The 24445-nt window shown below is 39.9% G+C and carries 22 protein-coding genes; 6 read left to right on the top strand and 16 right to left on the bottom strand.

Going from position 1 to position 24445, the window contains the following annotated elements:
- Positions 1-330 precede the first annotated feature (330 nt).
- Positions 331-684, bottom strand: a complete 354-nt coding sequence (locus ACX1N5_RS01160; RefSeq protein ID WP_131380820.1) for a hypothetical protein — start codon at positions 682-684, stop codon at positions 331-333.
- 256 nt (positions 685-940) lie between these two features.
- Between ACX1N5_RS01160 and mnmG the strand changes: the two genes are divergently transcribed.
- Positions 941-2821, top strand: coding sequence for a tRNA uridine-5-carboxymethylaminomethyl(34) synthesis enzyme MnmG (gene mnmG, locus ACX1N5_RS01165; RefSeq protein ID WP_458800150.1), 1881 nt, complete (start codon positions 941-943; stop codon positions 2819-2821).
- A gap of 711 nt (positions 2822-3532) precedes the next feature.
- Positions 3533-4060 carry a hypothetical protein gene (locus tag ACX1N5_RS01170; RefSeq protein ID WP_131380816.1) on the top strand — a complete coding sequence of 176 codons (528 nt, stop codon included), beginning with the start codon at positions 3533-3535 and terminating at the stop codon, positions 4058-4060.
- On the opposite strand, the gene ACX1N5_RS01175 is transcribed toward ACX1N5_RS01170, so the two are convergent.
- Positions 4044-5033 carry a helix-turn-helix transcriptional regulator gene (locus ACX1N5_RS01175; protein WP_004753093.1) on the bottom strand — a complete coding sequence of 330 codons (990 nt, stop codon included), beginning with the start codon at positions 5031-5033 and terminating at the stop codon, positions 4044-4046. The two genes, ACX1N5_RS01170 and ACX1N5_RS01175, sit on opposite strands and share 17 nt — an antisense overlap.
- A 225-nt stretch (positions 5034-5258) precedes the next feature.
- Here ACX1N5_RS01175 and ACX1N5_RS01180 point away from each other — a divergent pair, with 225 nt between their 5' ends.
- From ACX1N5_RS01180 to ACX1N5_RS01195, 4 genes are read left to right on the top strand one after another with little or no spacing between them, the layout of a single operon-like run.
- Complete coding sequence (locus tag ACX1N5_RS01180; RefSeq protein ID WP_116726336.1) at positions 5259-6806, top strand: circularly permuted type 2 ATP-grasp protein; 1548 nt, start codon at positions 5259-5261, stop codon at positions 6804-6806.
- Between the two features lie 10 nt (positions 6807-6816).
- Positions 6817-7419, top strand: coding sequence for an alpha-E domain-containing protein (locus ACX1N5_RS01185; RefSeq protein ID WP_131380810.1), 603 nt, complete (start codon positions 6817-6819; stop codon positions 7417-7419).
- Positions 7416-8210: a transglutaminase family protein gene (locus tag ACX1N5_RS01190; protein ID WP_458800154.1), complete on the top strand. Its 795-nt coding sequence runs from the start codon at positions 7416-7418 to the stop codon at positions 8208-8210. The genes ACX1N5_RS01185 and ACX1N5_RS01190 overlap by 4 nt, the downstream gene beginning before the upstream one ends.
- 22 nt (positions 8211-8232) lie before the next feature.
- Positions 8233-8967 carry a proteasome-type protease gene (locus tag ACX1N5_RS01195; protein ID WP_131380806.1) on the top strand — a complete coding sequence of 245 codons (735 nt, stop codon included), beginning with the start codon at positions 8233-8235 and terminating at the stop codon, positions 8965-8967.
- Positions 8968-9165: 198 nt separating this feature from the next.
- Here the strand turns inward: ACX1N5_RS01195 and alr are convergent, their stop codons facing one another.
- The 14 genes from alr to ppsA all read right to left on the bottom strand — a co-directional run bounded on the left by alr (position 9166) and on the right by ppsA (position 24409).
- Positions 9166-10272, bottom strand: coding sequence for an alanine racemase (gene alr / locus ACX1N5_RS01200; RefSeq protein WP_458800156.1), 1107 nt, complete (start codon positions 10270-10272; stop codon positions 9166-9168).
- A complete protein-coding gene (gene dnaB, locus ACX1N5_RS01205; RefSeq protein WP_004753081.1) occupies positions 10259-11707 on the bottom strand; it encodes a replicative DNA helicase in 1449 nt (482 codons plus the stop codon). Before dnaB ends, alr begins: the two co-directional genes overlap by 14 nt.
- Positions 11708-11890: 183 nt before the next feature.
- Positions 11891-12337, bottom strand: coding sequence for a 50S ribosomal protein L9 (rplI, locus tag ACX1N5_RS01210; protein ID WP_004753079.1), 447 nt, complete (start codon positions 12335-12337; stop codon positions 11891-11893).
- Between the two features lie 8 nt (positions 12338-12345).
- Positions 12346-12573 (bottom strand): 30S ribosomal protein S18, encoded by a 228-nt coding sequence (gene rpsR / locus ACX1N5_RS01215; protein WP_000090661.1) that lies wholly within the window; start codon positions 12571-12573, stop codon positions 12346-12348.
- An 11-nt stretch (positions 12574-12584) separates the two neighbouring features.
- The gene (gene rpsF, locus ACX1N5_RS01220) at positions 12585-12971 is read right to left on the bottom strand and encodes a 30S ribosomal protein S6 (protein WP_004753077.1); all 387 of its coding nucleotides are present in this window, start codon (positions 12969-12971) and stop codon (positions 12585-12587) included.
- A gap of 135 nt (positions 12972-13106) precedes the next feature.
- A complete protein-coding gene (locus ACX1N5_RS01225) occupies positions 13107-13838 on the bottom strand; it encodes a DUF3142 domain-containing protein (protein ID WP_458800166.1) in 732 nt (243 codons plus the stop codon).
- Positions 13839-13842: 4 nt separating this feature from the next.
- Positions 13843-15978, bottom strand: a complete 2136-nt coding sequence (locus tag ACX1N5_RS01230; RefSeq protein WP_458800168.1) for a hypothetical protein — start codon at positions 15976-15978, stop codon at positions 13843-13845.
- A gap of 103 nt (positions 15979-16081) precedes the next feature.
- A complete protein-coding gene (cyoE, locus tag ACX1N5_RS01235) occupies positions 16082-16960 on the bottom strand; it encodes a heme o synthase (protein WP_004753071.1) in 879 nt (292 codons plus the stop codon).
- A 10-nt stretch (positions 16961-16970) separates the two neighbouring features.
- On the bottom strand, positions 16971-17297 hold the full coding sequence (gene cyoD, locus ACX1N5_RS01240) for a cytochrome o ubiquinol oxidase subunit IV (protein ID WP_116726330.1): 327 nt from the start codon (positions 17295-17297) through the stop codon (positions 16971-16973).
- Positions 17294-17917 carry a cytochrome o ubiquinol oxidase subunit III gene (gene cyoC, locus ACX1N5_RS01245; RefSeq protein WP_116726329.1) on the bottom strand — a complete coding sequence of 208 codons (624 nt, stop codon included), beginning with the start codon at positions 17915-17917 and terminating at the stop codon, positions 17294-17296. Before cyoC ends, cyoD begins: the two co-directional genes overlap by 4 nt.
- A gap of 4 nt (positions 17918-17921) precedes the next feature.
- Positions 17922-19913 carry a cytochrome o ubiquinol oxidase subunit I gene (gene cyoB, locus ACX1N5_RS01250; protein WP_131380798.1) on the bottom strand — a complete coding sequence of 664 codons (1992 nt, stop codon included), beginning with the start codon at positions 19911-19913 and terminating at the stop codon, positions 17922-17924.
- A gap of 2 nt (positions 19914-19915) precedes the next feature.
- Entirely contained in the window at positions 19916-20944 is a 1029-nt protein-coding gene (gene cyoA / locus ACX1N5_RS01255) for a ubiquinol oxidase subunit II (protein ID WP_131380797.1), read from the bottom strand.
- A gap of 265 nt (positions 20945-21209) precedes the next feature.
- Positions 21210-21959 carry an RDD family protein gene (locus ACX1N5_RS01260; protein ID WP_131380795.1) on the bottom strand — a complete coding sequence of 250 codons (750 nt, stop codon included), beginning with the start codon at positions 21957-21959 and terminating at the stop codon, positions 21210-21212.
- Positions 21960-22030: 71 nt separating this feature from the next.
- Positions 22031-24409: a phosphoenolpyruvate synthase gene (ppsA, locus tag ACX1N5_RS01265; RefSeq protein ID WP_116726325.1), complete on the bottom strand. Its 2379-nt coding sequence runs from the start codon at positions 24407-24409 to the stop codon at positions 22031-22033.
- Positions 24410-24445 lie beyond the last annotated feature (36 nt).

A 24445-nucleotide genomic window follows, 5' to 3' on the forward strand; every position in this document is an offset into this window, starting at 1 on the left:
TTTTTATATGCATAAAACTTGCCAAATTTATTAATTTTAAGATAATTCAATATTAATCTAACTTAATAATATTCTAATGATTTGTTGGCATAAAAAAATTACTACACTACATTGTAGTGGCTATTTTAAAGTTCTATTTAAATAATAGGCTTCTTTCATCAGTTTATTGTATTTCTTTTACGTTACATTGAAATGACTTCAATGTTGAATTTCTCTCTATATATATATGAGAAATTCAACAAAGATATAAATAATGATAAAAAGAAGCCTAACCTGAATCGTGATAAATTTTTCTAGGCCGTGTGGTATCGATAACCTTAAAAAATTGGATTACTGTTTTGGTCGAGGAGGGGTGAAAGCTAGTGCACATTTCCCTTTCACTTCATGACCATTGATTGTCGCCATTTTGGTATGTGGATCACTTTGACAAGCGTCATACAGCTCATTTTCATTGCCCTGAATCATCTTGCTGTGCATTGGAATAAATTGGGTCTCGCAAGTCCCATTCCATAAAATTCCTCTTGCTGCAAATGAAACAGCATCACCTGCATGTTTGCCTTTACAGACGTGTTGTATGGTTTGTGTGTTATAGATTTTTTCAACTTTGTCATTGGCTTGAGCGAGAGACATATAACCAAATGACAAGCCTAAACACACTGCGGTTGCGAAGACATTTTTATTCATATGTTGACCTTCCTAATTGATATTGTTTTAAAGCCGATTGTTAGTATAAAAAATAATCAATTTTTGTCTTTGTTTATTTCGTAACAAGATGCATAAGTTTGTGAACATTTATGATAAATGTACAAGCATTACAACCCTTGTGTATGCCTATTGCTATATAGCATTGTGATCGCGGGTGAAAGCATAAGTTTTTGGTATTTTTTTCCTGTTTTTTGCTATAATGTTCTGTCTTTTTTTTAGTTCTGACACAAATATTATGCATTATCCTAAAGTTTACGATGTCATCGTTATTGGTGGTGGTCATGCTGGTACAGAGGCAGCACTTGCTGCTGCACGTATGGGGAGACAGACATTACTATTAACTCATAATATTGAGACTTTAGGGCAGATGAGCTGTAATCCTGCAATTGGTGGGATCGGTAAGTCGCATTTAGTGCGCGAAATTGATGCACTAGGTGGTGCAATGGCACTGGCTGCCGATAAGGGCGGTATTCAATTTCGTATCCTGAATTCACGTAAAGGGGCTGCTGTTCGTGCTACCCGTGCGCAAGCTGACCGTGTTCGCTATAAAGCTGCGATTCGTGAAACTTTGGAAAATCAAGCCAATTTAGATATTTTTCAACAAGCTGCTGACGACCTGATTGTGGAAGGTGATACCGTTAAAGGCGTTGTGACCCAAATGGGCATTCGTTTTGATGCAAAAACCGTTGTATTAACCACAGGTACATTCTTGGGTGGTGTGATCCACGTTGGATTAGAGAAATCGAGTGGTGGTCGTGCAGGCGATCCACCATCTATTGCACTGGCACATCGCTTGCGTGAATTAAAATTACCTGTTGGACGTTTAAAAACAGGTACACCGCCTCGTATTGATGCACGCAGTGTTGATTTTTCTGTGATGATGCCACAACCAGGTGATTTCCCATCGCCAGTGATGTCATTTATGGGTGATGCTGCCATGCACCCAGAGCAAGTCAATTGCTATATCACGCATACTAATGAAAAAACCCATGACATTATTCGTGGCGGTTTAGACCGTTCACCAATGTATACCGGTGTGATTGAAGGTGTTGGCCCGCGTTATTGTCCATCGATTGAAGATAAGATTCATCGTTTTGCAGATAAAGATTCGCATCAGGTCTTTTTAGAGCCTGAAGGTTTAGATACACATGAGTTGTATCCAAACGGGATTTCGACTTCTCTACCATTTGACGTGCAGTTTGCTTTGGTACGCTCTATTCGTGGTATGGAAAATGCGCACATTTTGCGTCCAGGCTATGCGATTGAATATGATTACTTCAATCCACAAGGCTTGAAATTTACCCTTGAAACGAAAGCGATTAATGGTCTGTATTTCGCAGGTCAAATCAACGGTACAACAGGTTATGAGGAAGCGGGTGCTCAAGGTTTACTTGCAGGCTTAAATGCTGCTCGCCGTGCATGGGAACAAGAAGAATGGACACCAAAACGTGATCAAGCGTATATGGGTGTATTGGTTGATGATTTAATTACGTTGGGGACTAAAGAGCCTTACCGTATGTTTACCTCTCGTGCCGAATATCGCTTGATGTTACGTGAAGACAATGCCGATCAGCGTTTAACTACCGTTGGTCGCGAGCTTGGCTTGGTGGATGACACACGTTGGGCGGCTTACTGTGAAAAAATGGAAGCAGTTGAGCAAGAAACCTCGCGCTTACAACATTTGTGGGCTGCGCCAAATAACCCAATGGGTAAAAAGTTCGTTGAAATGACAGGTGCAGATTTAAGCAAAGAATGTAGCGCGATTGATCTATTAAAACGCCCGAACATCAGCTTTGAGCAAATTGCGGAATTGACTGGTTCTGAAGTATCGCAACAGGTTGGTGAGCAAATCGAGATTGCAGTGAAATATGAGGGTTATATAAACCGTCAGCATGAAGATGTCGCTCAGCTAAAACGTTTGGAAGAAACCAAAATTCCAGCCGATTTTGACTATGATGTCGTGTCTGGTTTGTCGCGTGAAATTACCCAGAAGTTAAAAACTGTTCGCCCAGATACTTTGGCGCAAGCGACTCGTATTCCAGGTGTTACTCCTGCTGCTGTTCAGTTAATTATGATTACCATCCGTAAAAATAATGCGATGCGTAAATCAGCTTAATTGAACAAAAATCTAAAGCCCAATAGTTGTCCAAAGCTATTGGGCTTTTTTATGTCCAATAAAAAGCTTAGCGTAAAAAGAATTAAGCATTTTCTCTTAGAAGCTCATGCAATCTATTTATTTCTCATGTTGTATAAATCTTCGTATAGTGAGTACATGGAGTTAACAATGAGAAAAAGCCATGACCTTCAAACATATCCGATACAACCGTGGTGAATTAGCGTGCTTCAGTTTGTGTGCTGAGTGAGTATTGTCCTTCCTAAATAAAAATAAAGAAAAATAACAATAAGATATACCAGATCAGACGAGCCTATTCTTAGAAATGAGAAATAGGCTTATTTTTTGGGATTTATTTTAAATAACCTATTTATTTTTTATGGTATTGAGTATTTTTAAAAGCCAGACTCAATATTGGATGCTGATTTTGAGTCAGCAAACAGGTATTTTTAGATGTCGCAAGATTCCAATTGTTATCTGCCCCCTATATTGTGTAGCATATTAGGCTTGTGTCATCAGCCCATTTTATTCCTTTAGGCTACATTGAAATATATTTCAATTTTGCTCAGTGAGAAAAATAAAGAGGGTGTATATGATGATGAAATGAGTCTATTTTATTGATAATTCAGTTATTATCATTGGGTAAAAATAGTGATCTTTTCAAAAATCAAGTATGCTTACGATATTAATTTATAAAAATTTTAAGGTGATTTTATGGGAATGAATATTGCGGGATGCATTGTCAAAAAAGTCATTACCTCTCAATATGATTTAGAAGAATTATTTGGAGCTGAGCTAGAGTTTCAGGGGGATATTAGCTTTGCTGAAGCCTGTGATTTAGAACGTGATGAAAACACGATAGATGTCTATTGTAACGCTGTGGGTTGCCTGATTATTTATCATGCAGGTCAGTCTTATGATGTGTCAGACGTGAAAGAGGATATTATTCAGTTTGTTTTATTTTCTTTGGCGAATAGCTATTTTTTTGAGCAATATCATGAAGGTAAATTACAGCGCCGTTATATGACTGTAAATGGTGAAGTACATGAGGACGAAGGTACAGGTGTCTTGCAAGAAGGTGATGATGTTGAAGCCATTGTGAAACAGCTACTGGATGATTTTTTAGAAGAGCCAATTGCTAAACAGTTAGACCAATTAGAGCTGCAACGTTACGCATTTATAGAACAAGATCAAGATGATGAGGGTGATGAGATAGATACAACCCCTAAATTACCTCATTAACATAAGCTGAAACTTCAGCGGGTTCAATATGTCGAATTTTTTTCCCAAAGCTGCGTAACCACCAGATGAGTTGTGAAGTTAGTGGAACAGTTGCTTGAATCAAGACCAGTTGATGATCTAAATGTTGAATGCTTTGATCTTTACTGAGTTGTGATTCATAAAATGTTTTTGCATCTGTTTCATGCATGGTGAGCTGTAGTTGCACTAGCTCGGTGGGTTTATTTAGGTCAATTCGGAATCCCAAAGCACCAGATTCGATATATTGATCAATATTGAAATCGACAGGATGCATGGCACGGTGATTCGATAAGCTGGCTGACTTAAAACGGTGCAAAGCAAAAGTCTGAATATCCTGCCGATCATGTCGAGTACAAATCAGATAAATAATCGCACCTTTTTGTACCAAACCTAATGGGTTGAGCAAATAGGTTTTTTCTTCACGTTCGCGTCCTTGATACACACATTCAATTTGTTTGTCCTGCAATAAGCCTTCATAAATAACCTGTTGGGCTTGTTGATCAATCAAGGGTGGAATGAGTGGCTGGCTTGCAGGCACAATTCGCACGCGATTAATCCACTGTCGGACATTATTTTGAGTTGATAGGCTTCGCCGTGCCAGATCAAACCATGGCATCATTTCATTGATTAAACTGGGTGGAAGCAGGTGCTTTAAGTGCTCTTCAACCATCATAAATGTCACAGCTTGTGAACTGGTCATATGTGGCAGACTTTGAATAGGAGCATCTGAACGCCAACGCCAGCCTTGAGGCACTTCTTTATTACTTTCAATAGGAAAGCGTTGTGCTAACTGGTTGAGGTCACGTTGAATGGTTCGTAAGCTAATATCAATCCCTTCACGCTGCAAAATTTCTTGTAATTGACGTGTACCTGTCCATTTTCCTGTGGTTAGACACGATAAAATTTGCCATTGTCGATGCAGGCTATTTGAGGTTTCTTTTTCTTGTGCAGACATGGATGAGTTAAGGTACTGAATGATTAAATGAATGAGGTTGCTTTGAGCTGTAAATAATTTAAAAAACAACTCGAAACGAAAACTTACTATACACTAGCTTTTTGTCAGTTAGATATCAATAATAAATCTTAAACGATACAAAAAATTGAACTAAAAAACTGTTATGTTGATATGGCATTAATTTTGCTAGTTTAAATATAAGCCTTATAAAGATGAGAGGTTGATATGCTAAAAGATAATAAAGAGCCTTTAAATATGATAGAAAATGTTGTTACAGGTGTAGGCTATAGTCACGTAGAACCACAGCATGTTCAGCCGAGAAGCCAGCAAGATAAAAATTTGTTTCAGCAGCTTCATTCGAAGTTCTTTAATGAAATGCTTGATGATCGTCACATGTCAGCAGAAGCTTGTCAGAATATTGAAAAATGGTTATTTGAACGTAGTCTTGCGGATTTGAAAATTTTAAATCAGGAAGCGAAAGAATTTTTTCTTTATCATGGGATTACATTTACCGTATATGGCGATGCGGAAGGAACAGAGCGCACAATTCCCTACGATTTGATTCCAAGAGTGATTGCAAAAAAACAATGGGATAAAATTTCTACAGGTTGTTTGCAGCGTGTGAATGCTTTAAATCATTTTCTTGATGATATTTATAATCGTCAGGAAATTTTAAAAGCGGGCATTATTCCTGAAGCTCAAATCTTGAGTCATGAAGCATTTCAGCCACAAATGATGAATTTTAAACTCAAAGGAAAAATCTATTCACAAATTAGTGGGATCGATATTATTCGGGATCGTTCGGGCGAATTTTTTGTTTTAGAAGATAATTTACGTACACCGTCAGGCGTGTCTTACATGCTGGAAAGTCGCAAAATCAGTAAAGAACTGATGCCTGATTTGTGCCAGAAAAGTAAATTATATGAAATTGAGCAATACCCACAACTTTTACGGGCTATTTTAGAAGAAAATGCTTTAGTTGATCGACCAACAGTCGTGGTTCTTACGCCAGGGCGTTTTAATAGTGCTTATTATGAGCATGCATTTTTGGCTCGTGAAATGGATGTGCCTTTGGTTACTGGGCAAGATTTGTTTGTTGAAAATGATATGGTCTATGCCAAAACCATTCGTGGAAAGCAACGAGTTGATGTGATTTATCGCCGTTTGGATGATGCCTTTTTAGACCCTTTGAGTTTCCGCCCAGACAGTTGTTTAGGTGTTGCGGGATTGATGTCAGCGTATTTGAAACAGAATGTGATTATTGCCAATGCACCAGGCACAGGCGTTGCTGATGACAAATCAATTTATCCGTATGTCGATAAAATGATTGAATATTATCTCAATGAACAACCTATTTTAAAAAATGTACCAACTTATCAGTGTCGTGATCGTCATGATTTGGAGTATGTGATTGAAAATATGCATGACCTTGTCGTGAAAGAAGCACAAGGCTCTGGTGGTTATGGCATGTTGATTGGTCCACAGGCAACAGAAAAGCAAATTGCTGAATTTAAACAAAAAGTGATTGCATATCCGCATTTGTATATTGCGCAACCGACTCTAGATTTATCAGTTGCGCCAACATTAACGGACAGTGGTATTGCTGAGCGTCATATTGACTTGCGTCCGTTTATCTTGAGTTCACCGCAGCGCACCGAAATTGTGCCAGGAGGCTTAACCCGTGTTGCCATGAAAGAGGGTTCACTGGTGGTAAATTCTTCGCAAGGTGGTGGTATTAAAGATACTTGGGTTATTGAAACATTGCATGCATAAGGAGAGACATATGTTATTGCTGACTTCAAATGCATACAATATTTTTTGGCTAGGTCGTTATTTGGCACGGATTCAGTTTCTATGTCAACATTTGCCCTTGCAAGATGATGAACAGGCTAAACAGTTAATTTCTGCTTTGTACTTACCAGCTTATGATGCTGCATCACTCACAGCGTTATTATTTGATTCTGAACAGACTTATTCATTTAGCCAGCAGTTTAAAGTTGCCTATGACAATGTGCAGGCACTGAGAGGTATTTTATCAGTGCAAAGCTACGCTGAACTCAATGCGATGTTTAAATCTGCTAAGAGTAATGCGGTTGCGATTTGTCAGGTTATCAGCGATGTTGAGGCAGTTCTGGAAGCTGAATCTCAAGATATCTTCTTGTTTTTTAGCTTAGGCAAATATATTGAGAAGCTTGATCAGGAATTGCGTACACAGCAGGAGTGTCATGACAGCCTTGAAAAGTTGGATATTCTTGCAAATGCCTTGAGTGATTATGGTTGGGATGATTATGTTCAAGTCTGGCAGAAATTTAAAGTTCAGCCTGATTTGAGCACATTTAACCGATTAAATGCTCAGTTGCAGCAAATGTTTGGAGTTGTCACATGAGATTAATGGTGAATCATCAAACGCATTATCAGTATTCAGAGGCAGCACGTAATAGCATTCAATATATTAAAATGATGCCACAAAGCGGAGGGCATCAACAGGTACATTCATGGGATTTAAGCATTCCTGGACAATATAGCACTCAAAAGGATGCTTTTAGTAATCTGTGGGTGACCAGTACTCAGCGTTACGATTACCAGCAGTTCACAATTATGGCGCAGGGAATTGTAGAAATTGATCAAAAATGTGAGGTTGCAGTACAAAATTGTGCCATTCATCCGAGTATTTTTTTGCAGTCAACCAGTATGACCGAATGCAATCGTGAAATGCTGGCATTTGCTCATGAATATGTCACATATAAAACGCGTGAGCAGTTGCAGTTGCAGTTGCTGGCAGCTGCAATTTTGCAGCACATTCCATACTGCTCGCAGGTCACAGAAGTTCATACCCCTGCAACAGAGGTTTTTAACGCGCATCAGCAAGGCGGTGTTTGTCAGGATCATAGCCATGTATTTATTGCCATGTGTCGTGCTTTAGGTATCCCTGCACGTTATGTTTCGGGTTATTTATATGCGCCAGATATGTTGCACTTGGCAAGCCATGCTTGGGCTGAGGTGTATTTAGATCAAACATGGTATTGTTTTGATATCAGTAATCAAATTTTTACCCCACATTCGCATATTTATGTTGCAATTGGTCGAGATTATTATGATGTTGCTCCTATACGGGGGGTGCGTGAGCGTGGCGGCGTAGAAACGATGCGTTCAATCGTACAGGTTTTGCCATGCTAGTTTAAAACGAAGGGAAGTATTAATGACCTATTGTTGTGCTTTACGTTTAAAGGATGGGTTGGTATTTATTAGCGATACTCGTACTAATGCTGGTGTTGATCAGATTTCGGTGTTCCGTAAGTTATATACATTTGGCGTGCATCAGGAGCGTTTTATTGCAATTCAAACAGCGGGTAATCTTGCAACTACTCAGGCAGTCATTGGCTATTTACGCAACCAGATTGCCTTAAAACAAGAACCCAATTTATATACCGTTAATACGATGTTTGAAGTTGCACAGTTGGTTGGGCGTACCTTGCGTAAAGTGATTCAGGATGTAACTGAAGACACACTAGAGCAAAGTAATTATTATTGTAGTTTGCTAGTGGGTGGTCAAATTGAGGATACTGAACTACAACTTTACAATATTTACCCCCAAGGCAATTTTATTTGTGCCACCAAAGATACGCCATTTTTTCAAATTGGTGAAAGTAAATATGGTAAACCGATTTTAGATCGAGCGTTGACCTATGATATGCCACTGGATGAGGCCATACGTTGCAGTCTAATTTCTTTTGATTCAACCCTACGCTCTAATGTTTCGGTTGGTATGCCGCTCGATTTATTGGTTTATCAGGTGGATAGCCTTAAAATCCCACAGGGTAAACGCATTACCAGCGAAGATGCTTATTTTCATCAAATTAGCACACAATGGTCGGAAACCTTGCGTCGCGGCTTGCATGAGATACCAAAACCAAGTGACGATTATTTACTTTAATATTTATTTGAGTAATAAGCCGATTTTTGAGTGAGATCTAATATCACGGCAACTGGTTCTGTATGGGATGTGCTGAAGAATTTAAGCGATGAATGAATAGTAATGATGTGCCAGTAATTTAAATGAACTGAGTATGATCGGTACTAAAACCAATACAAGAAAAGAAAGCCAAGTTCAACTTGGCTTTCTTTTCTTTGATTAAATCACTTGGCGTGTAGGACGTTTACTTAAACGGCAAAGTAATTCATAACCAATAGTTCCATTTGCTTTGGCAACATCATCGACTAGGCGCTGTGTCCCCCAAAGTTCAACAGGAGTATCAATGCTGACATTTAAACCTGTGACATCAATTGCCATCATGTCCATGCTGACACGACCAACTAAAGGAACGGTTTGACCATTTACAACAACATAGTTTTGCTCAATGTATGCACGTGGATAGCCATCACCATAACCAATTGAGACAATGGCAATTTCCATATCTTTGTGTGCAACGAAAGTTGAGCCGTATCCCACTTTTTCGCCTGCATGAATTTTATTTAAAGCCATAATGCCTGCGCTAAACGTCATGACTGGCTGAAGTCCAAGTTCCGCGACAGGGCGGTGATCAAACGGTGTTGCACCATATAACATGATGCCTGGACGGACATAATCAAAGTGCAGCTCTGGCCATTTCATGATTGCAGCTGAGTTACAGCAAGAACTTAAGATAGGTGCACAGGCTTCACGCACTTGTAAAAATTGTTGTTTTTGCTGTTCGTTCATCGGGTGGTCATCGGCATCGGCATTAGCGAAGTGCATTGCCAAAACACATTCAAAACCTTCAGCTTTCAATGTATTGATGATGTCAATAATTTCAGGAACTTTAAAGCCTAAACGGTTCATACCACTATTGAGTTTGACCCAGACTTTTAAGCCTTTGGCCTGATATTGGTTTTTATATTTACGAATCCAGTCGAGTTGTTGTTGGTGGTGCAGCATGCATTCGAATTTATTATCGATGGCAATTTGCATTTCATCTTCACTAAAAACACCTTCAATTAAGGTAACCAACTGATTAAAACCCAATTGACGAATTTCAATTGCTTCATCTAAGCAAGCAACTCCAAAAGAATCTGATTGTGTAAGTGCAGACAAACAGTTTTCTAGTCCATGACCATAGGCATTGGCTTTGACCATACTGACGACCTTGGAATTTGGCGCGAGCTGTTTCACTCTGTTCAAGTTATGCTGTAGTGCTTCGCGGTTGATAGTAACTGTAGCTTGACGCACTTTCGGACTCCTTAAGAGATTATTCTTCGTCATCAAATTGGTTATAGTACTCGGGAGAGAGATTACTAAAACGAGTGTATTGTCCTTCAAAAGCCAGTCGTACTGTTCCAATTGGACCATTACGTTGCTTACCGATAATAATTTCTGCAGTGCCAGCTTCTTTGGACTCTTTGTTGTAAACTTCATCGCGGTAAATAAACATGATTAAATCCGCATCTTGTTCAATCGCACCAGATTCACGCAAGTCTGACATCACTGGGCGTTTGTTTGGTCGGTTTTCCAAACTTCGGTTGAGCTGTGATAGTGCAATAACAGGGCAGTTCATTTCTTTTGCTAAAGCTTTTAGACTTCGGGAAATCTCACCAATCTCACCAACACGGTTATCACCCATACCTGGTACTTTCATCAATTGCAAATAGTCGACCATGATACAACCGAGTTTGCCCCCATGTTGCTTGGCAACACGGCGAGCACGGGCGCGTAATTCTGTGGGTGGAAGTGCAGAGGAATCGTCAATATAAAGATGCTTTTCTTGAAGTTGTAAAATTGTACCTGTAACTTTAGACCATTCATCACTATCAAGTTTGCCTGAACGCAAATGTCCTTGATGGACTTTACCAAACGATGAGATTAAACGCATGGCAATCGAATCGGCGGGCATCTCCATTGAAAAAACCAGTGCTGGCAGATCACAGTTAAACAGCACACTTTCAACCAGATTCATGGCAAAAGTGGTTTTCCCCATGGATGGACGTGCTGCAACAATAATCATGTCGCCGCCTTGCATCCCTGAGGTCTTGTTGTCTAGTTCAACAAATCCTGTGGTCAAACCTGTGATATTACCTTCAAGTTGCGATAATTCACTGAGTTTATTGAATACGTCAGAGACCACAGCCGTAATCGGTTGAGGGCCTGAATTTTTCTTATTGTTATTGTGCTGTTCAGCAATCGAAAAAATATTTGTTTCTGCTAAGTCAAGAATTTCAGAAACGCTGCGTCCGTTAGTATTATATGCATTCAGCAAAATTTCATTGCTGGCTTTAATCATACTGCGCAGGGTAGCAAATTCACGAATTTTAATGGCATAGGTTTCTAAATTATAGAAACTTGCAGGTGAGTCTGACATGAGTTGCATGAGGTAGTCTTCGCCACCAATTGCATCAAGTAGGTTTTGTTTAAATAACCAGTCATTGACTAATACTGCATCGTAAGGCGAGTTTTCTTGTGCCAGTTTTTCAATGGCGCGAAAAATATATTTATGCCGAGTTGCATAAAAATCATTTTCATTGAGTACATCACTGACTTGTTCAAACGATTCGGCAACAGTCATTAATGCGGCTAAAACAGCCTGTTCAATTGCCAAGTTATGTGGAGGTGTACGAAATTCTTTGAGTTGACCTGACGACTCCGTATTTTTATTTTCAGAAGAAACAGAGTGTTGTGCAACTGTGGCATTCGCCTGAGACATAGATAACCTTAAATTGAATAAAGCAGGGGAAAAACAAAAAGATTAGCGAATCTATCTTAAAACAAAAGTGACAAACTACATAATCTTAATAACAATATAAATGAACAGATGAATCAGAAAAAACTATGATGAAAAAAAAGAGCATGCAGAAGCATGCTCTTTTTTTGGGGAATGGTACTGAAATTACTCAGAAACGATAGTAACAAGTACTTCAGCAGCAACATCATGATGCAATTGGATTGCGATGTTGAATTCACCAGTATGACGAAGCGCACCATTTGGTAAGCGAACTTCAGCACGATCCACTACAAGACCAGCATTTGTTAATGCGTCTGCAATGTCGCGTGTGCCGATTGAACCGAATAGTTTACCTTCATCGCCTGCTTTCGCAGTGATAACGATATTTACTTCATTCAATTGGTCAGCACGTGCTTGAGCTGCGCCTAATACTTCAGCTTCTTGTTTTTCAAGTTCAGCACGGCGAGCTTCAAAAGCAGTTGTGTTTGCTTCAGTCGCAGCAACTGCTTTACCTTGAGGGATAAGGAAGTTACGGCCGTAACCAGCTTTCACAGAAACTTTATCGCCTAATTTACCAAGGTTTTTAATGCGTTGTAATAAGATAACGTCCACAGATCACCTCACTTATGGTTGTCAGTGTACGGAATCAAAGACAAATAGCGAGCTTGTTTAATTGCAAGCGCTAACTGACGTTGATAACGAGCTTTAGTACCAGTGATACGGCTAGGAACAATCTTGCCGTTTTCAGTGATGTACTGTTTCAAAGTGTCGATATCTTTGTAATCGATGTACGCAACATTCTCAGCTGTAAAGCGGCAGAACTTGCGACGACGGTAAAAACGTGCCATTGATGTTCTCCTTATTCAGCAGCTTCTTGAGAAACTTGCTGTGCTTCTTCACGTTGAGCTTTACGCGCACGTTTTTCTTCAGCACTTTTAGCAAGCAAAGACTCTTCAGTAATTGCGTGTTCACGACGGATGATCAAGTTACGAATGATTGCATCGTTATAACGGAACAATTCTTCTAATTCATCAAGAGTCGTTTGACCACATTCAACATTCATTAAAATGTAGTGTGCTTTATGAATTTTGTTAATCGGGTAAGCCAATTGGCGGCGGCCCCAATCTTCTAAGCGGTGAATTTGACCTTCAGCATCTTTGATGTGAGAGATATAGCGTTCTACCATACCAACCACTTGATCGCTTTGATCAGGGTGTACTAAAAGTACGATTTCGTAATGACGCATTGTCAGCTCCTTACGGTTTAGACAGCCCCTAAATAAATTTTTAGAAGCAAGGAGTCTCAACTTTAAAAGTTGAGTCGCAAATTGCGAAGGCTGAATTTTATAAGATCAGCCCATTTAACTCAAGAAAAAACGTCATTATTTGTCAAACTTTTTCGGTAGCAGAAAAACCACATAGCCCAAGAAATTGGGATTTGACTCTAAATCTGAAGGTGGATGCCATGTGCCATGTTCGACCAGTCCGAGCTTAAAAGGAATAGGTAACATTTTTAGACGTTGAACATATTGAGCATAGTTTTCAATGGTATGCTGCCCCTGATAGCTTTGCAGTACAATTTCATCAATACTTTGCTGTAATTTACTCAACGTTTGCGGATCTTGATGGTTGGTCCAGTCCAGTAAGCCCGTAATACTTAAACGATAGGGTTTAGGTAATTGTTGGCGAAGTTGCATAAGAAAGTCAGCATATGCCCCAAGATTACGTGTACCACTATCAAAGTCAATTTGTAGTCCGATGACTTGATTACCTGCATTTTTCCATTGTTGTAGACGCTGAATAATCTGCATTGTGGTTTCGGTCTGCCACTGTAAATGAGTGGCTCTAAATACCAGCCAGACTTTTTGCTGCCGAGGAAATGTACGTAAACCAATTCCTTGAGGAATCAGTTGGCTGCGCTGCTCAGACCGTGAAAATTTAACCTCACCCTGCAAAATATACAGTTCTGTCGCATTGGATAAATAGGGGCGTGTTTGAATATTGCCCCATAACCAGAATTGCTGATAATGCTGTGCATCGACATGGCTATAAGTCAGTGGACAACTGACTAAACCCAGTAAAATGATCCACGCAGTTTGAAAAAAACGTTGCACAGTATCACCAGTAATATTTTAAAGATTTTGCCCAAGTCGTGTTTGGATACTGGTTTTTGAGTTTCTGAAACCATTGTTTGCGAGTCGCTTTATTGACTGCGTTATCGCCACATTCATTGGTTCCACTTGGTGCATAACATTGAATTGCACGATACAGTGCATAAGCTTGTAATTCACTGGGCTGAGCTTCTTGAATAATTTTTTGGTAGACTGTACCACGGTAAAAAATCTGATTTTTTACAGGTTTTTTAATTTCACCCAAAATATCGGGATGGCTTTCATTTGTGAACGTATCTAGAAAGTTACCTGTCTCACGAATTGCTTCACCTAAACAAACACTCGCTAGTCGATCATTCGGATTTTTGGATAATTGTGTGACGGTATGAATCAATGAATTGCACTGAATTTCAGGGCTAATTTTTTTACCTTGCCAAACAAAAATGGAAAGTGGTGGCTGAGCTTTATAGGCTTCATTTTTGCTGGAGTAGCCTTGGTATTGGGCTGCATTTTTCGGGACATATTTGAAATTTTGAATAAAGGTGTTGTAGTCCTGCTGCACAATTGCTTCTTGCAGTAAGGTATCTAGTGCAATATTACGTTCATCTGGGTTGGTGTCTTTGGATGCAAGCATCTGCTCTAAACTGGTTTGATCTGCAATTTTTTGAATAAAAATTTTACGCAAATTACGTTGTTTGATTTTACTGTCCTTGGCTAGAAATCCTGCATAGTTTTTATTTTTCTGCATGTTGATGGCTAAAGCACTTTCAAGCGTTGCATATTGATAATTGTTGCTGGTGCGTTCCAACATGGTATTCCAATATGAATAAGCAGCCTGAGGTTGCTGTGCTTCTAAAATACGACCTTTTAACATGACTTGACTGAGTTGCAGGTAACTGCTGATCTTGCTCGGATCATTTTTAGGTAAATAGTTCAGTGCTTGAGCAGGGTGTTTTTGAATAAAAAATAAATGTAGTGCCTGTAAATACTGGAACAGTTCAGGCTGTTGTTTAAAGTAGGTTTGTTGCTGTTGTAATTGTGCCCATGTAATTGGATGTTTATCTTCTCCAGAAGGTTTACGCATTTGCATGAGATCATAAATAGTTAAAAAGAAAGGATCTTTTAAACTGTCTGGGTTGAGTTTTTCACTCGAAAAAACTTGTCGATCTAACTCATCAGGTAAAATCCGAATATCAAGATTGTAATTGGGATCTTTAGGATGTCGTAGTTGCCAGGTGAGTTCCTGTACCAATTTATCGTTTTGACCTGAAAACCAGTATCCACGACGCAGTAGACCTCGTGCACTGGCACGGTACAAGCCTTGAGGATAGGCTTTCAAATAATCGTTGATACGAGTAAAAATTGCTTTGCTTAAAGCTGGATCAACTTTGCTAACATCAAAGTCACCATAAGTATCTGTTCCAGTTCGATAAGCCTGATTGATTGCTACCCGAATCAGCATATATTGTGAGGTTTCTTTAATCCAAGGCTGATTGGCTGTACTCAGGACAGTGTAAATTGTCCCTGCAGTAATGTAATCACTATTATAAAAGGCAATAGATGCATTCAGATAAGATGCAAACTGCTGTGCAGGCTGAGCCCACTTGGGATCGATTACAACGAATGCCAAGGCAGTTTCAGGATTGGTTTGAATAGCTTGACGGGCTGTGATTAGTTGTTGTTTTTCTGTGGCTGAAAGTTGTTTGGATGCTTGAACCTGTTGAATAAACTGGGTTTCACCTAGGGTAATAGAGTTTTGTTTTTCATCATAAATCGCTTCGGGGTGATTTGGTGTAGCCTGACGCTGATTAGGTATACTGCTGCTGATTTTCCCTGTAAAGGTTTCGGTGTCAAACGGTACAATCCCATATTCGGCCAGCCATATTTTGTCTGTATTGGTGATGGGGTCGGCTTTTGCGAAACCCATATCAATCAACATTAAATACATATTGGTTTTGTTGTCATTGGCAGGATCTAAAACAGGTAGATTGCTACAGGTATTATAACTATTGGAATTGATTTGAATACTTGGTGAGAAACAGCCTTCATCGGAGCTGGCATGTGTTGAAAAGCTCAAACTTGTTATTAAACTCAGAAATGTGAGCGGGAAAAAATGCTTAGACAAACCCATATTATAATCCATATTTCATTCATTATTAAAATGTTGGGTATTGTATAAGAAACTAGAAAGAAAGTAATTCGTGTGGGCTGACAAAAGATAGAGTGGAAACCCACTCTAACTTATATCAAAAAAGTGGCAAATGTGGAGCAGGAGATTGATAGCTAAAACTAAAGCTAATGCTGAGTGCGGTAATTAAAATCACCGAATACAGGAAATAACGTTTTGCCCAAACCTGATCATTTTTAGCTTTAAAACCAATAATCGATAAGTACAACCAATAGGCACATAACGCATTAAAGGTAATCAGAAAAAAGACATTGGTATAGCCAAAACAATATAAGCCATTAAGTACCGCTGCAAATAAAACCACATAAATCAAAGATTCAACTTTGGTTCGAAAAATTGAGCGGGCAACAGGCAAAATTGGAATTCCTGCACGTTTATAGTCATCGAAGCGATAAATTGCAATTCCCCAAGAATGAGGCATTTGCCAAATTGCATACGCTAAAAAGACCAGTAAAGCAGCAACATCAAACTCATGTGCAACAGCGGTATAGCCAATCACGGGAGGGCAGGCACCCGAAATACTGCCAATCACAGTTTGGTGAATGGAAGTTCGTTTTGACCACAAACTGTATAAACACACATAAACAATAAAGCCAAGAACTGCAAAGCCCGTTGCATACGCATTGACAAAAAACCATAAAAGGCTCAAACCTGAAATACCTAAAATTGTTGCAAAAATTAGGGCAGCTTGTGGTTCGATGGTTTTTTTCACAAGAGCACGGTTTTGTGTGCGCTCCATTTTGTCATCGATGTCTTGGTCAATGAAGTTATTGACAACACAACCTGAGGCAACAACTAGCGTTGTACCTAAAAGTGTGAGGAGAAGTAATAGGATATCTACAGAGCCTTGGGCGGCTAAGAAGAAGCCGCCCAGGGTAGTAACGAAGTTACCGAAGAGTATCCCTGGCTTGGTCAGGAATATATATTTTTTCAGCATGACAACCAGTTTAGATCATCATGTTGAAATGTAGATAGTTCATTACCCAAACAGAACCGATCAACAAGATTGCGATGGTTAGAATGGTATAAATAAAAGCAATCACGTTCCAACGTTGTTCTTCAGATGAGTTCATATGTAAGAAGAACATCAACTGTACAAGAACCTGAACAATCGCAGTAATGCCAACAACTGCAAGCAACAAGCCACGACCAAAGCCACCAGTCATCACCATCCCGAATGGGATGATGGTGAGAACGATAGACAAAATAAAGCCAATGGTATATTGCTTCATGTTGCCATGAGATGCATCGGATGAATGATGATCATGACTCATGAGATAACTCCCATCAAGTAAACAACACTAAATACACAGATCCAAACGATGTCAAGGAAGTGCCAGAACAAGCTTAGGCAAGCAAGGCGACGTGTATTCGGTAAAGTTAAACCATTCTTTTTGATTTGGAACATCAAAACGATCATCCAAACCAGACCAGAAGTCACGTGAATACCGTGTGTACCAACCAAAGTAAAGAATGCAGATAAGAATGCACTGTGACTTGGACCGTGACCTTCAACTACAAGGTGATGGAATTCATTGATTTCCATACCGATGAAGGTTGCACCAAATAACCATGTGATAATTAACCAGGTAATTACCCCATTTACGTTATTTTTGTAACGTGCAAGTACAGCAAAACCGAAAGTTACTGAAGAAATCAAAAGCGCAAAGGTTTCAATTAAAACGTAACCTAAAGATTCACTAAATAACTCTTTTGGACTTGGCGTGCCAGCAGGAACATGAGTATGTAAAACTACATAGGCAATGAAGAGTGTCCCGAACAGGATCAAGTCACTCATCAAATAAGTCCAGAAACCAAAGGTAGTCAGATCAGTGTCATCGTGGTGATGATGATCGTCATGCCCGTGGCTATCGTGATGAAGTACGTCAGCCATTGTCTTAGTCCTTTTTCAAGTGTTTTTCAAGGATTGCAAAGCGTTCGTTTTCAATACGTTCAACTTCAGCTGCTGGTACGTAGTAGTCTACTTTTTCAGTATTCGAGCTTCTGATGAAGGTAATGATTGTTGAAACAAACGAAACAATAACCAACCACCAGATATGCCAGATTAACGCAAACGCCATGACTGTGAGCAGGATCGCTAAAGCAAAACCAGCAACTCGGTCTGTTGGCATATGAATATCTTCATATTTCGTTGGCTTAACGTACGCAACACCATTTTCTTTATCTAACCAGAAACGGTCGATATGCTCGCCTTGTGGCAAGTAAGCAAAGTTATAGAATGGAGCAGGTGAAGATGTTGCCCATTCAAATGTGCGGCCATCCCACACATCGCCTGTATAATCGACAGTTTTATTGCGTTGTAGGAAACCAACAACAACTTGCATAACGAAGCAGAAAATACCAATCGCAACCAAGATTGCACCGATCATAGCGACCGATAGGTAAGGTGTCCATTCTGGGTTGTCATATGTATTCAAACGACGAGTCATGCCCATGAAACCAAGAACATAAAGCGGCATGAATGCGAAATAGAAACCGATGAACCAGAACCAGAAAGATGCTTTACCCCATGCTTCATTTAACTTCCAGCCAAACATTTTTGGCCACCAGAAGGTAATCCCAGCAAACATCGCAAATACAACACCACCAATAATAACGTTATGGAAGTGGGCGATCAGGAATAAAGAGTTGTGTACAAGGAAGTCCGCAGGTGGAACCGCCATAAGTACACCAGTCAAACCACCAATACCGAAAGTCACAAGGAAGCCTAGTGTCCAAAGCATTGGAGATGTGTAGGTAATACGACCCTTATACATGGTGAATAACCAAGAGAAGATTTTCACACCAGTTGGGATCGCAATAATCATGGTCATAATACCAAAGAACGCATTCACGTTCGCTCCTGCACCCATGGTGAAGAAGTGGTGTAACCAAACGATAAGAGAAAGAACGGCAATTGCACCTGTTGCATACACCATGGTTTTGTAACCAAAGAGCGCTTTGCGAGAAAATACAGGTACAACTTCTGAGTACACACCAAATGCAGGCAATACCAAGATATAAACTTCTGGGTGACCCCAAGTCCAAATCAAGTTCACATACAGCATTGGGCTACCGCCAAGCTCGTTAGTGAAGAAGTGGAAATCGAAGTAACGGTCAAGTGTCAACATTGCAACAGTTGCAGTTAACACAGGGAAGGTTGCAACAATTAGAACGCAAGTAAATAATGCAGTCCAAGTGAAAATTGGCATGTCCATAAGTTTCATGCCAGGCGCACGCATTTTAATGATGGTAACGAAGAAGTTAACACCTGTTAAAAGCGTACCTAGACCAGAAAGCTGTAATGCCCAAATCCAGTAGTCAACACCAACACCTGGTGAGTATTGAATGCCTGAAAGAGGAGGGTAGGCTAACCAACCTGTTGCAGCGAATTCACCAAGAACCAGTGAAGCCATAACTAGACCAGCAGCACCAGCAAATGCCCAGAAACTGAACTGGTTAAGTAGAGGGAATGCAACGTCACGCGCACCAATTTGTAGAGGCACAACGATATTGAATAAACCAACAACAAGACCCATTGCAACGAAGAAGATCATAATCACGCCGTGGGCAGTGAAGATCTGGTCATAGTGGTCGGGATGCAAATAACCTTCGCCACCACCACTTGCAAGGAACAGTTGAAGACGCATCATGAATGCATCTGCGAAACCACGTACTAACATGACCACAGATACCAAGATATACATGATACCGATTTTTTTATGGTCTACAGACATCGCCCATTCTTTCCAGAGGTAGCCCCACTTTTTAAAGTAAGTGATACCTGCTAGAAGTGCGATTGCACCAAGTGCCATAATGATCGAAGTCACGATGACAATTGGTTCTTTCGGGATGGCACCCCATCCAAGTTTACCTAATAGCATATCCATGTTTATTCCCCTGCAGTAGCGTGAGAAGCGTCAGCATGAGCCTGTTCTGCACCATGGTAATTGCTCATATATTTCGCAATAACTTTCTTGAAGAGTTGAGGTTCAACTGAAGCATAGTAAGTTACTGGATGAGGATGGTGCGGATAAGATCCTTGCTTTTCAACAGCTTCAGCAGCAGCTTTCTGTTCAGGTGTTTTAGCATCTGCTAGCATACCTTCAATTTGGTGCTGAGAACGTTCACCATCACGTACTGCTTGTAAGCCTGCAAAGTCCAAAGTTTGTTTTTGAACTGCCGCATATTGGCTACCATTACCTGCTTTAACATCAGCAACCCATTTATCAAAGTCAGCTTGGCTTACGCTGTGCGCTTTGAAATGCATTTGGGAGAAACCATAACCGCTATAGTTTGAAGAGAAACCGCGATATACGCCTGCTTCATTTGCTAAAACATGTAGATGGGTTTGCATGCCTGCCATTGCATAAATTTGACCTGCTAACTGTGGCATGAAGAATGAGTTCATGGTGAAGTCAGAGGTGATATGGAAATGTACAGGTGTTTGCTCAGGGAAGCGCAGTTCATTGATTGTTGCAATTTGCTGTTCTGGGTACACAAATACCCATTTATATGGCTCAGCAATAACTTGAATATCAACAGGTTTTTTAGTTGATTCTGCATCAAGTGGGCGATATGGATCGTATTGGTGAGAACCCCACCAAGCGATATATGCTAAAATTGCAATAATAATGATAGGGATGCCCCAAACTGCGATTTCAATTGCAGTTGAATGCGCCCATGTAGGTTTATAGTCTGCATCTTTATTCGACGCGCGATATTTCCAACCAAACCACAATGCCATAATGATAGACGGAATTACTACCAAGAGCATAAGATAGATCGCAGTCATCATGAGTCCGCTAAGACCATGAGCGACAGGACCTTTTGAGTTTAGAAGTACTAAATCACCACCACACCCAGTCAAGAGTGCAGAAATCGTAGATAAAGACAATACAGCTAATATCGTTTGTCTCATTTTACAACCTCGGTGAAGAGTCCCATTTACATACTTGGAATATGGGATAGCGATTATAGTGTCGGATGTTTTTGAAAGATTTTTCTCTCAAAAACATAGGGCACCGCTACTTTGTAGGGCATTATGCCCTATATTGATTAACTAAGCTATATTTACAATCAGCAAAAATAAGTTATTTAAATCCAACAAATTAAGTTGGATTTAATAAATAAAAATAAGAAAAATACCTAAAATCATAAAGTTAATAACATGAAATTATTTTCAGTTATTCCACTTTATTTGTGATTTTTATTCTATTTATAACTTTAGTTTTAGCAATACGATCATGCAAAGTCTGCTTTTTTTCGCTAAAAATAAAAGCAAAATCTAGTATGGTGATAAAAGGCATAAAAAGTAAATTCAAAATGATGAAGACCATACTGCGTAGTAAAAATATTCGTGTTAAACCTACAGCTTCATCATTTTCTGCATCGACGATTTGAATCTTTGCAATATACTTACCGATACTTTGACCTGATTTAGCAAGCAAAAATGCCTGAATTGCTAGCATAATTATGATGTAAATCAACATGCTATGCCATGCATCGGTAGGAATAAGATTAAAGATCTCGGCTTGAGAGTTGGCATTGATCCCTTGTTCTTGCAACTTGATCATTTGCGTTTTTGTCGCATCATCCATATAGAATGATGGAAGTGCAAATGCGGGTAACCAAAGCAACAGATCGATCAGTTTTGCAAATACTCTTTTTTCAATTGACGCAAGGCTGACTGCTGGCTGCTGTGCTTTTTTAGATAAATTAATCGATGAAGACTGGGGTTGTGGTTGCTCTGAATAATTTTGAGGACGATAGAAAAGTTGCCCATGGGTGAGTTCACCTAATGGTTTCCATTCGGTCATACCTTGATGCCAAGCAAGGTCAGTGAGTAAGACCTGTTGATTGGCAAGCATTTGATTGAGTTGTTCTAAGGTATAAGGTCCTGCTTGTTGATTATTTCGCGCTAAATATATTTGCATAAAACCATTATCTCAATATTCAATAAAAAAGACCCATTAATGGGTCTTTTTTATCATGTTTTTACGATGACTTAAAGTTGTTTAATTTTTTCTTCAGCTAGGAAGAACCATGTATCAAGTACTGAGTCTGGGTTCAATGATACAGATTCAATGCCTTGCTCCATGAGCCATTTTGCAAGGTCAGGATGGTCTGAAGGACCTTGACCACAAATGCCGACATATTTGCCTGCTTTACGGCATGCATGGATTGCCATAGAAAGAAGTGCTTTCACGGCTGCATCACGTTCATCAAACAAATGCGATACGATACCAGAGTCACGGTCTAAACCAAGTGTTAACTGGGTCAAGTCATTTGAACCGATTGAGAAGCCATCAAAGTGCTCTAGGAATTGTTCAGCCAATAATGCATTGGTTGGTAATTCACACATCATGATGACTTTAAGACCATTTTCACCACGTTTTAAGCCATTTTGTGCAAGCAGTTCAATGACACGTTTCGCTTCAGCAACTGTACGTACAAATGGGATCATGATTTGGATGTTGGTTAGACCCATTTCATCACGTGCTTTTTTCAATGCACGACATTCGAGTTCAAAGCAGTCACGGAAATTTTCAGATACGTAACGGCTTGCACCACGGAAGCCCAGCATTGGGTTTTCTTCTTCAGGTTCGTACAGTTTACCGCCAATCAAGTTTGCGTATTCGTTTGATTTGAAGTCAGACATACGCACAATCACTGGTTTGTCTGCAAATGCAGCAGCAAGTGTTGTAATACCTTCAACCAGTTTCTCAACATAGAACTCAACAGGAGATGCATAACCTGCGGTACGAGTCATGACTGCTGCGCGTGTTTCACGTGGTAAGCTGTCAATATTTAACAAAGCTTTTGGATGCACACCGATCATACGGTTAATAATGAACTCAAGACGCGCTAAGCCAATACCTTCATTTGGAATTTGAGCAAAGTCGAATGCGCGATCAGGGTTACCCACGTTCATCATGATTTTGAACGGAAGTTTTGGCATAGACTCGATTGAGTTACGTTGTACTTCAAAGTCTAAAGCGCCTTCGTAAATGAAACCTGTATCACCTTCAGCACAAGAAACAGTAACATCTTGTCCATCAGTTAATACTTCAGTTGCATTACCACAACCTACGATTGCAGGGACACCGAGTTCACGAGCAATAATGGCTGCATGACAAGTACGACCGCCGCGGTTTGTGATAATTGCAGCAGCACGCTTCATTACTGGTTCCCAGTCTGGGTCAGTCATGTCTGAAACAAGCACATCGCCATCTTGAACTTTGTCCATTTCTTTAATTGAAGAAACGATACGTACTTTACCAGAACCGATGCGTTGACCAATTGAACGACCTTCAGCAAGAACTGTACCTTTTTGTTTAAGCAGGTAGCGTTCCATTGTGCCGACATTTTGGCGGCTTTTTACAGTTTCAGGACGTGCTTGAACAATGTAGATCTGTTCGTCATCACCATCTTTTGCCCATTCGATGTCCATTGGAGCACCATAATGTTGTTCGATGATGAGCGCTTGTTTAGCAAGCTCATGCAATTCATGATCATTGAGCGCAAATTGTTGGCGATCTTGTTTTTCAACATCAACAACAACGACAGATTTACCTGCAGCACCTTCTTCACCGTAAACCATTTTTTGGTGTTTAGCACCAAGGTTACGGCGAATGACTGCATGCTTACCATTATTTAATAATGGTTTAGATAAGTAAAATTCATCAGGGTTTACAGCCCCTTGTACGACCATTTCACCTAAGCCATAAGATGCAGTAACAAATACGACATCACGGAAGCCAGACTCTGTGTCAAGCGTGAACATAACGCCCGCAGCACCAGTTTCTGAGCGAACCATGCGCTGGATGCCTGCAGAAAGTGCAACTAATTTGTGGTCGAAGCCTTGGTGTACGCGGTAAGCAATTGCACGGTCATTAAATAAAGAGGCAAACACTTCTTTAATTGCGATGAGGACATTTTCAATGCCGCGAATGTTTAAGAAAGTTTCTTGTTGACCCGCAAAAGATGCATCAGGAAGATCTTCTGCTGTTGCAGAAGAACGAACGGCAACCGCGATATCAGGGTTGCCGTTTGAAAGTGCTGTGAATGCTTCACGCACTTCTTTTTCTAATTCTTTGGTGAGTGGAGTTTCAACAATCCATTGGCGAATTTTTGCGCCTGTGACTGCTAAAGCATTTACATCATCAACATTAAGTTGTTCAAGTTCAGCTTGAATTTTTGCATTAAGACCACTTTGCTCAAGAAATTCACGATAAGCGGCGGCTGTTGTTGCAAAACCACCAGGAACGGAGACTCCTGCATTAGAAAGATGGCTGATCATTTCCCCTAGAGATGAGTTTTTCCCACCTACAAGTTCAACGTCATGTTTCCCTAATTTTTCTAGACCTATTACGCGCGCTTCCAAAGTAGTTTCTCCACTTTTGCAAAATGTGATTTATTC

This window comes from Acinetobacter sp. ANC 4636 (genome assembly GCF_054454555.1).

Bases quoted from the DNA above. Each gene is read 5' to 3' on its own strand.
- ACX1N5_RS01160 (WP_131380820.1), bottom strand. From the start codon at position 684: ATGAATAAAAATGTCTTCGCAACCGCAGTGTGTTTAGGCTTGTCATTT.
- mnmG (WP_458800150.1), top strand. From the start codon at position 941: ATGCATTATCCTAAAGTTTACGATGTCATCGTTATTGGTGGTGGTCAT.
- ACX1N5_RS01170 (WP_131380816.1), top strand. From the start codon at position 3,533: ATGGGAATGAATATTGCGGGATGCATTGTCAAAAAAGTCATTACCTCT.
- ACX1N5_RS01175 (WP_004753093.1), bottom strand. From the start codon at position 5,033: ATGTCTGCACAAGAAAAAGAAACCTCAAATAGCCTGCATCGACAATGG.
- ACX1N5_RS01180 (WP_116726336.1), top strand. From the start codon at position 5,259: ATGCTAAAAGATAATAAAGAGCCTTTAAATATGATAGAAAATGTTGTT.
- ACX1N5_RS01185 (WP_131380810.1), top strand. From the start codon at position 6,817: ATGTTATTGCTGACTTCAAATGCATACAATATTTTTTGGCTAGGTCGT.
- ACX1N5_RS01190 (WP_458800154.1), top strand. From the start codon at position 7,416: ATGAGATTAATGGTGAATCATCAAACGCATTATCAGTATTCAGAGGCA.
- ACX1N5_RS01195 (WP_131380806.1), top strand. From the start codon at position 8,233: ATGACCTATTGTTGTGCTTTACGTTTAAAGGATGGGTTGGTATTTATT.
- alr (WP_458800156.1), bottom strand. From the start codon at position 10,272: ATGACGAAGAATAATCTCTTAAGGAGTCCGAAAGTGCGTCAAGCTACA.
- dnaB (WP_004753081.1), bottom strand. From the start codon at position 11,707: ATGTCTCAGGCGAATGCCACAGTTGCACAACACTCTGTTTCTTCTGAA.
- rpsR (WP_000090661.1), bottom strand. From the start codon at position 12,573: ATGGCACGTTTTTACCGTCGTCGCAAGTTCTGCCGCTTTACAGCTGAG.
- rpsF (WP_004753077.1), bottom strand. From the start codon at position 12,971: ATGCGTCATTACGAAATCGTACTTTTAGTACACCCTGATCAAAGCGAT.
- ACX1N5_RS01230 (WP_458800168.1), bottom strand. From the start codon at position 15,978: ATGGATTATAATATGGGTTTGTCTAAGCATTTTTTCCCGCTCACATTT.
- cyoE (WP_004753071.1), bottom strand. From the start codon at position 16,960: ATGCTGAAAAAATATATATTCCTGACCAAGCCAGGGATACTCTTCGGT.
- cyoD (WP_116726330.1), bottom strand. From the start codon at position 17,297: ATGAGTCATGATCATCATTCATCCGATGCATCTCATGGCAACATGAAG.
- cyoC (WP_116726329.1), bottom strand. From the start codon at position 17,917: ATGGCTGACGTACTTCATCACGATAGCCACGGGCATGACGATCATCAT.
- cyoB (WP_131380798.1), bottom strand. From the start codon at position 19,913: ATGGATATGCTATTAGGTAAACTTGGATGGGGTGCCATCCCGAAAGAA.
- cyoA (WP_131380797.1), bottom strand. From the start codon at position 20,944: ATGAGACAAACGATATTAGCTGTATTGTCTTTATCTACGATTTCTGCA.
- ACX1N5_RS01260 (WP_131380795.1), bottom strand. From the start codon at position 21,959: ATGCAAATATATTTAGCGCGAAATAATCAACAAGCAGGACCTTATACC.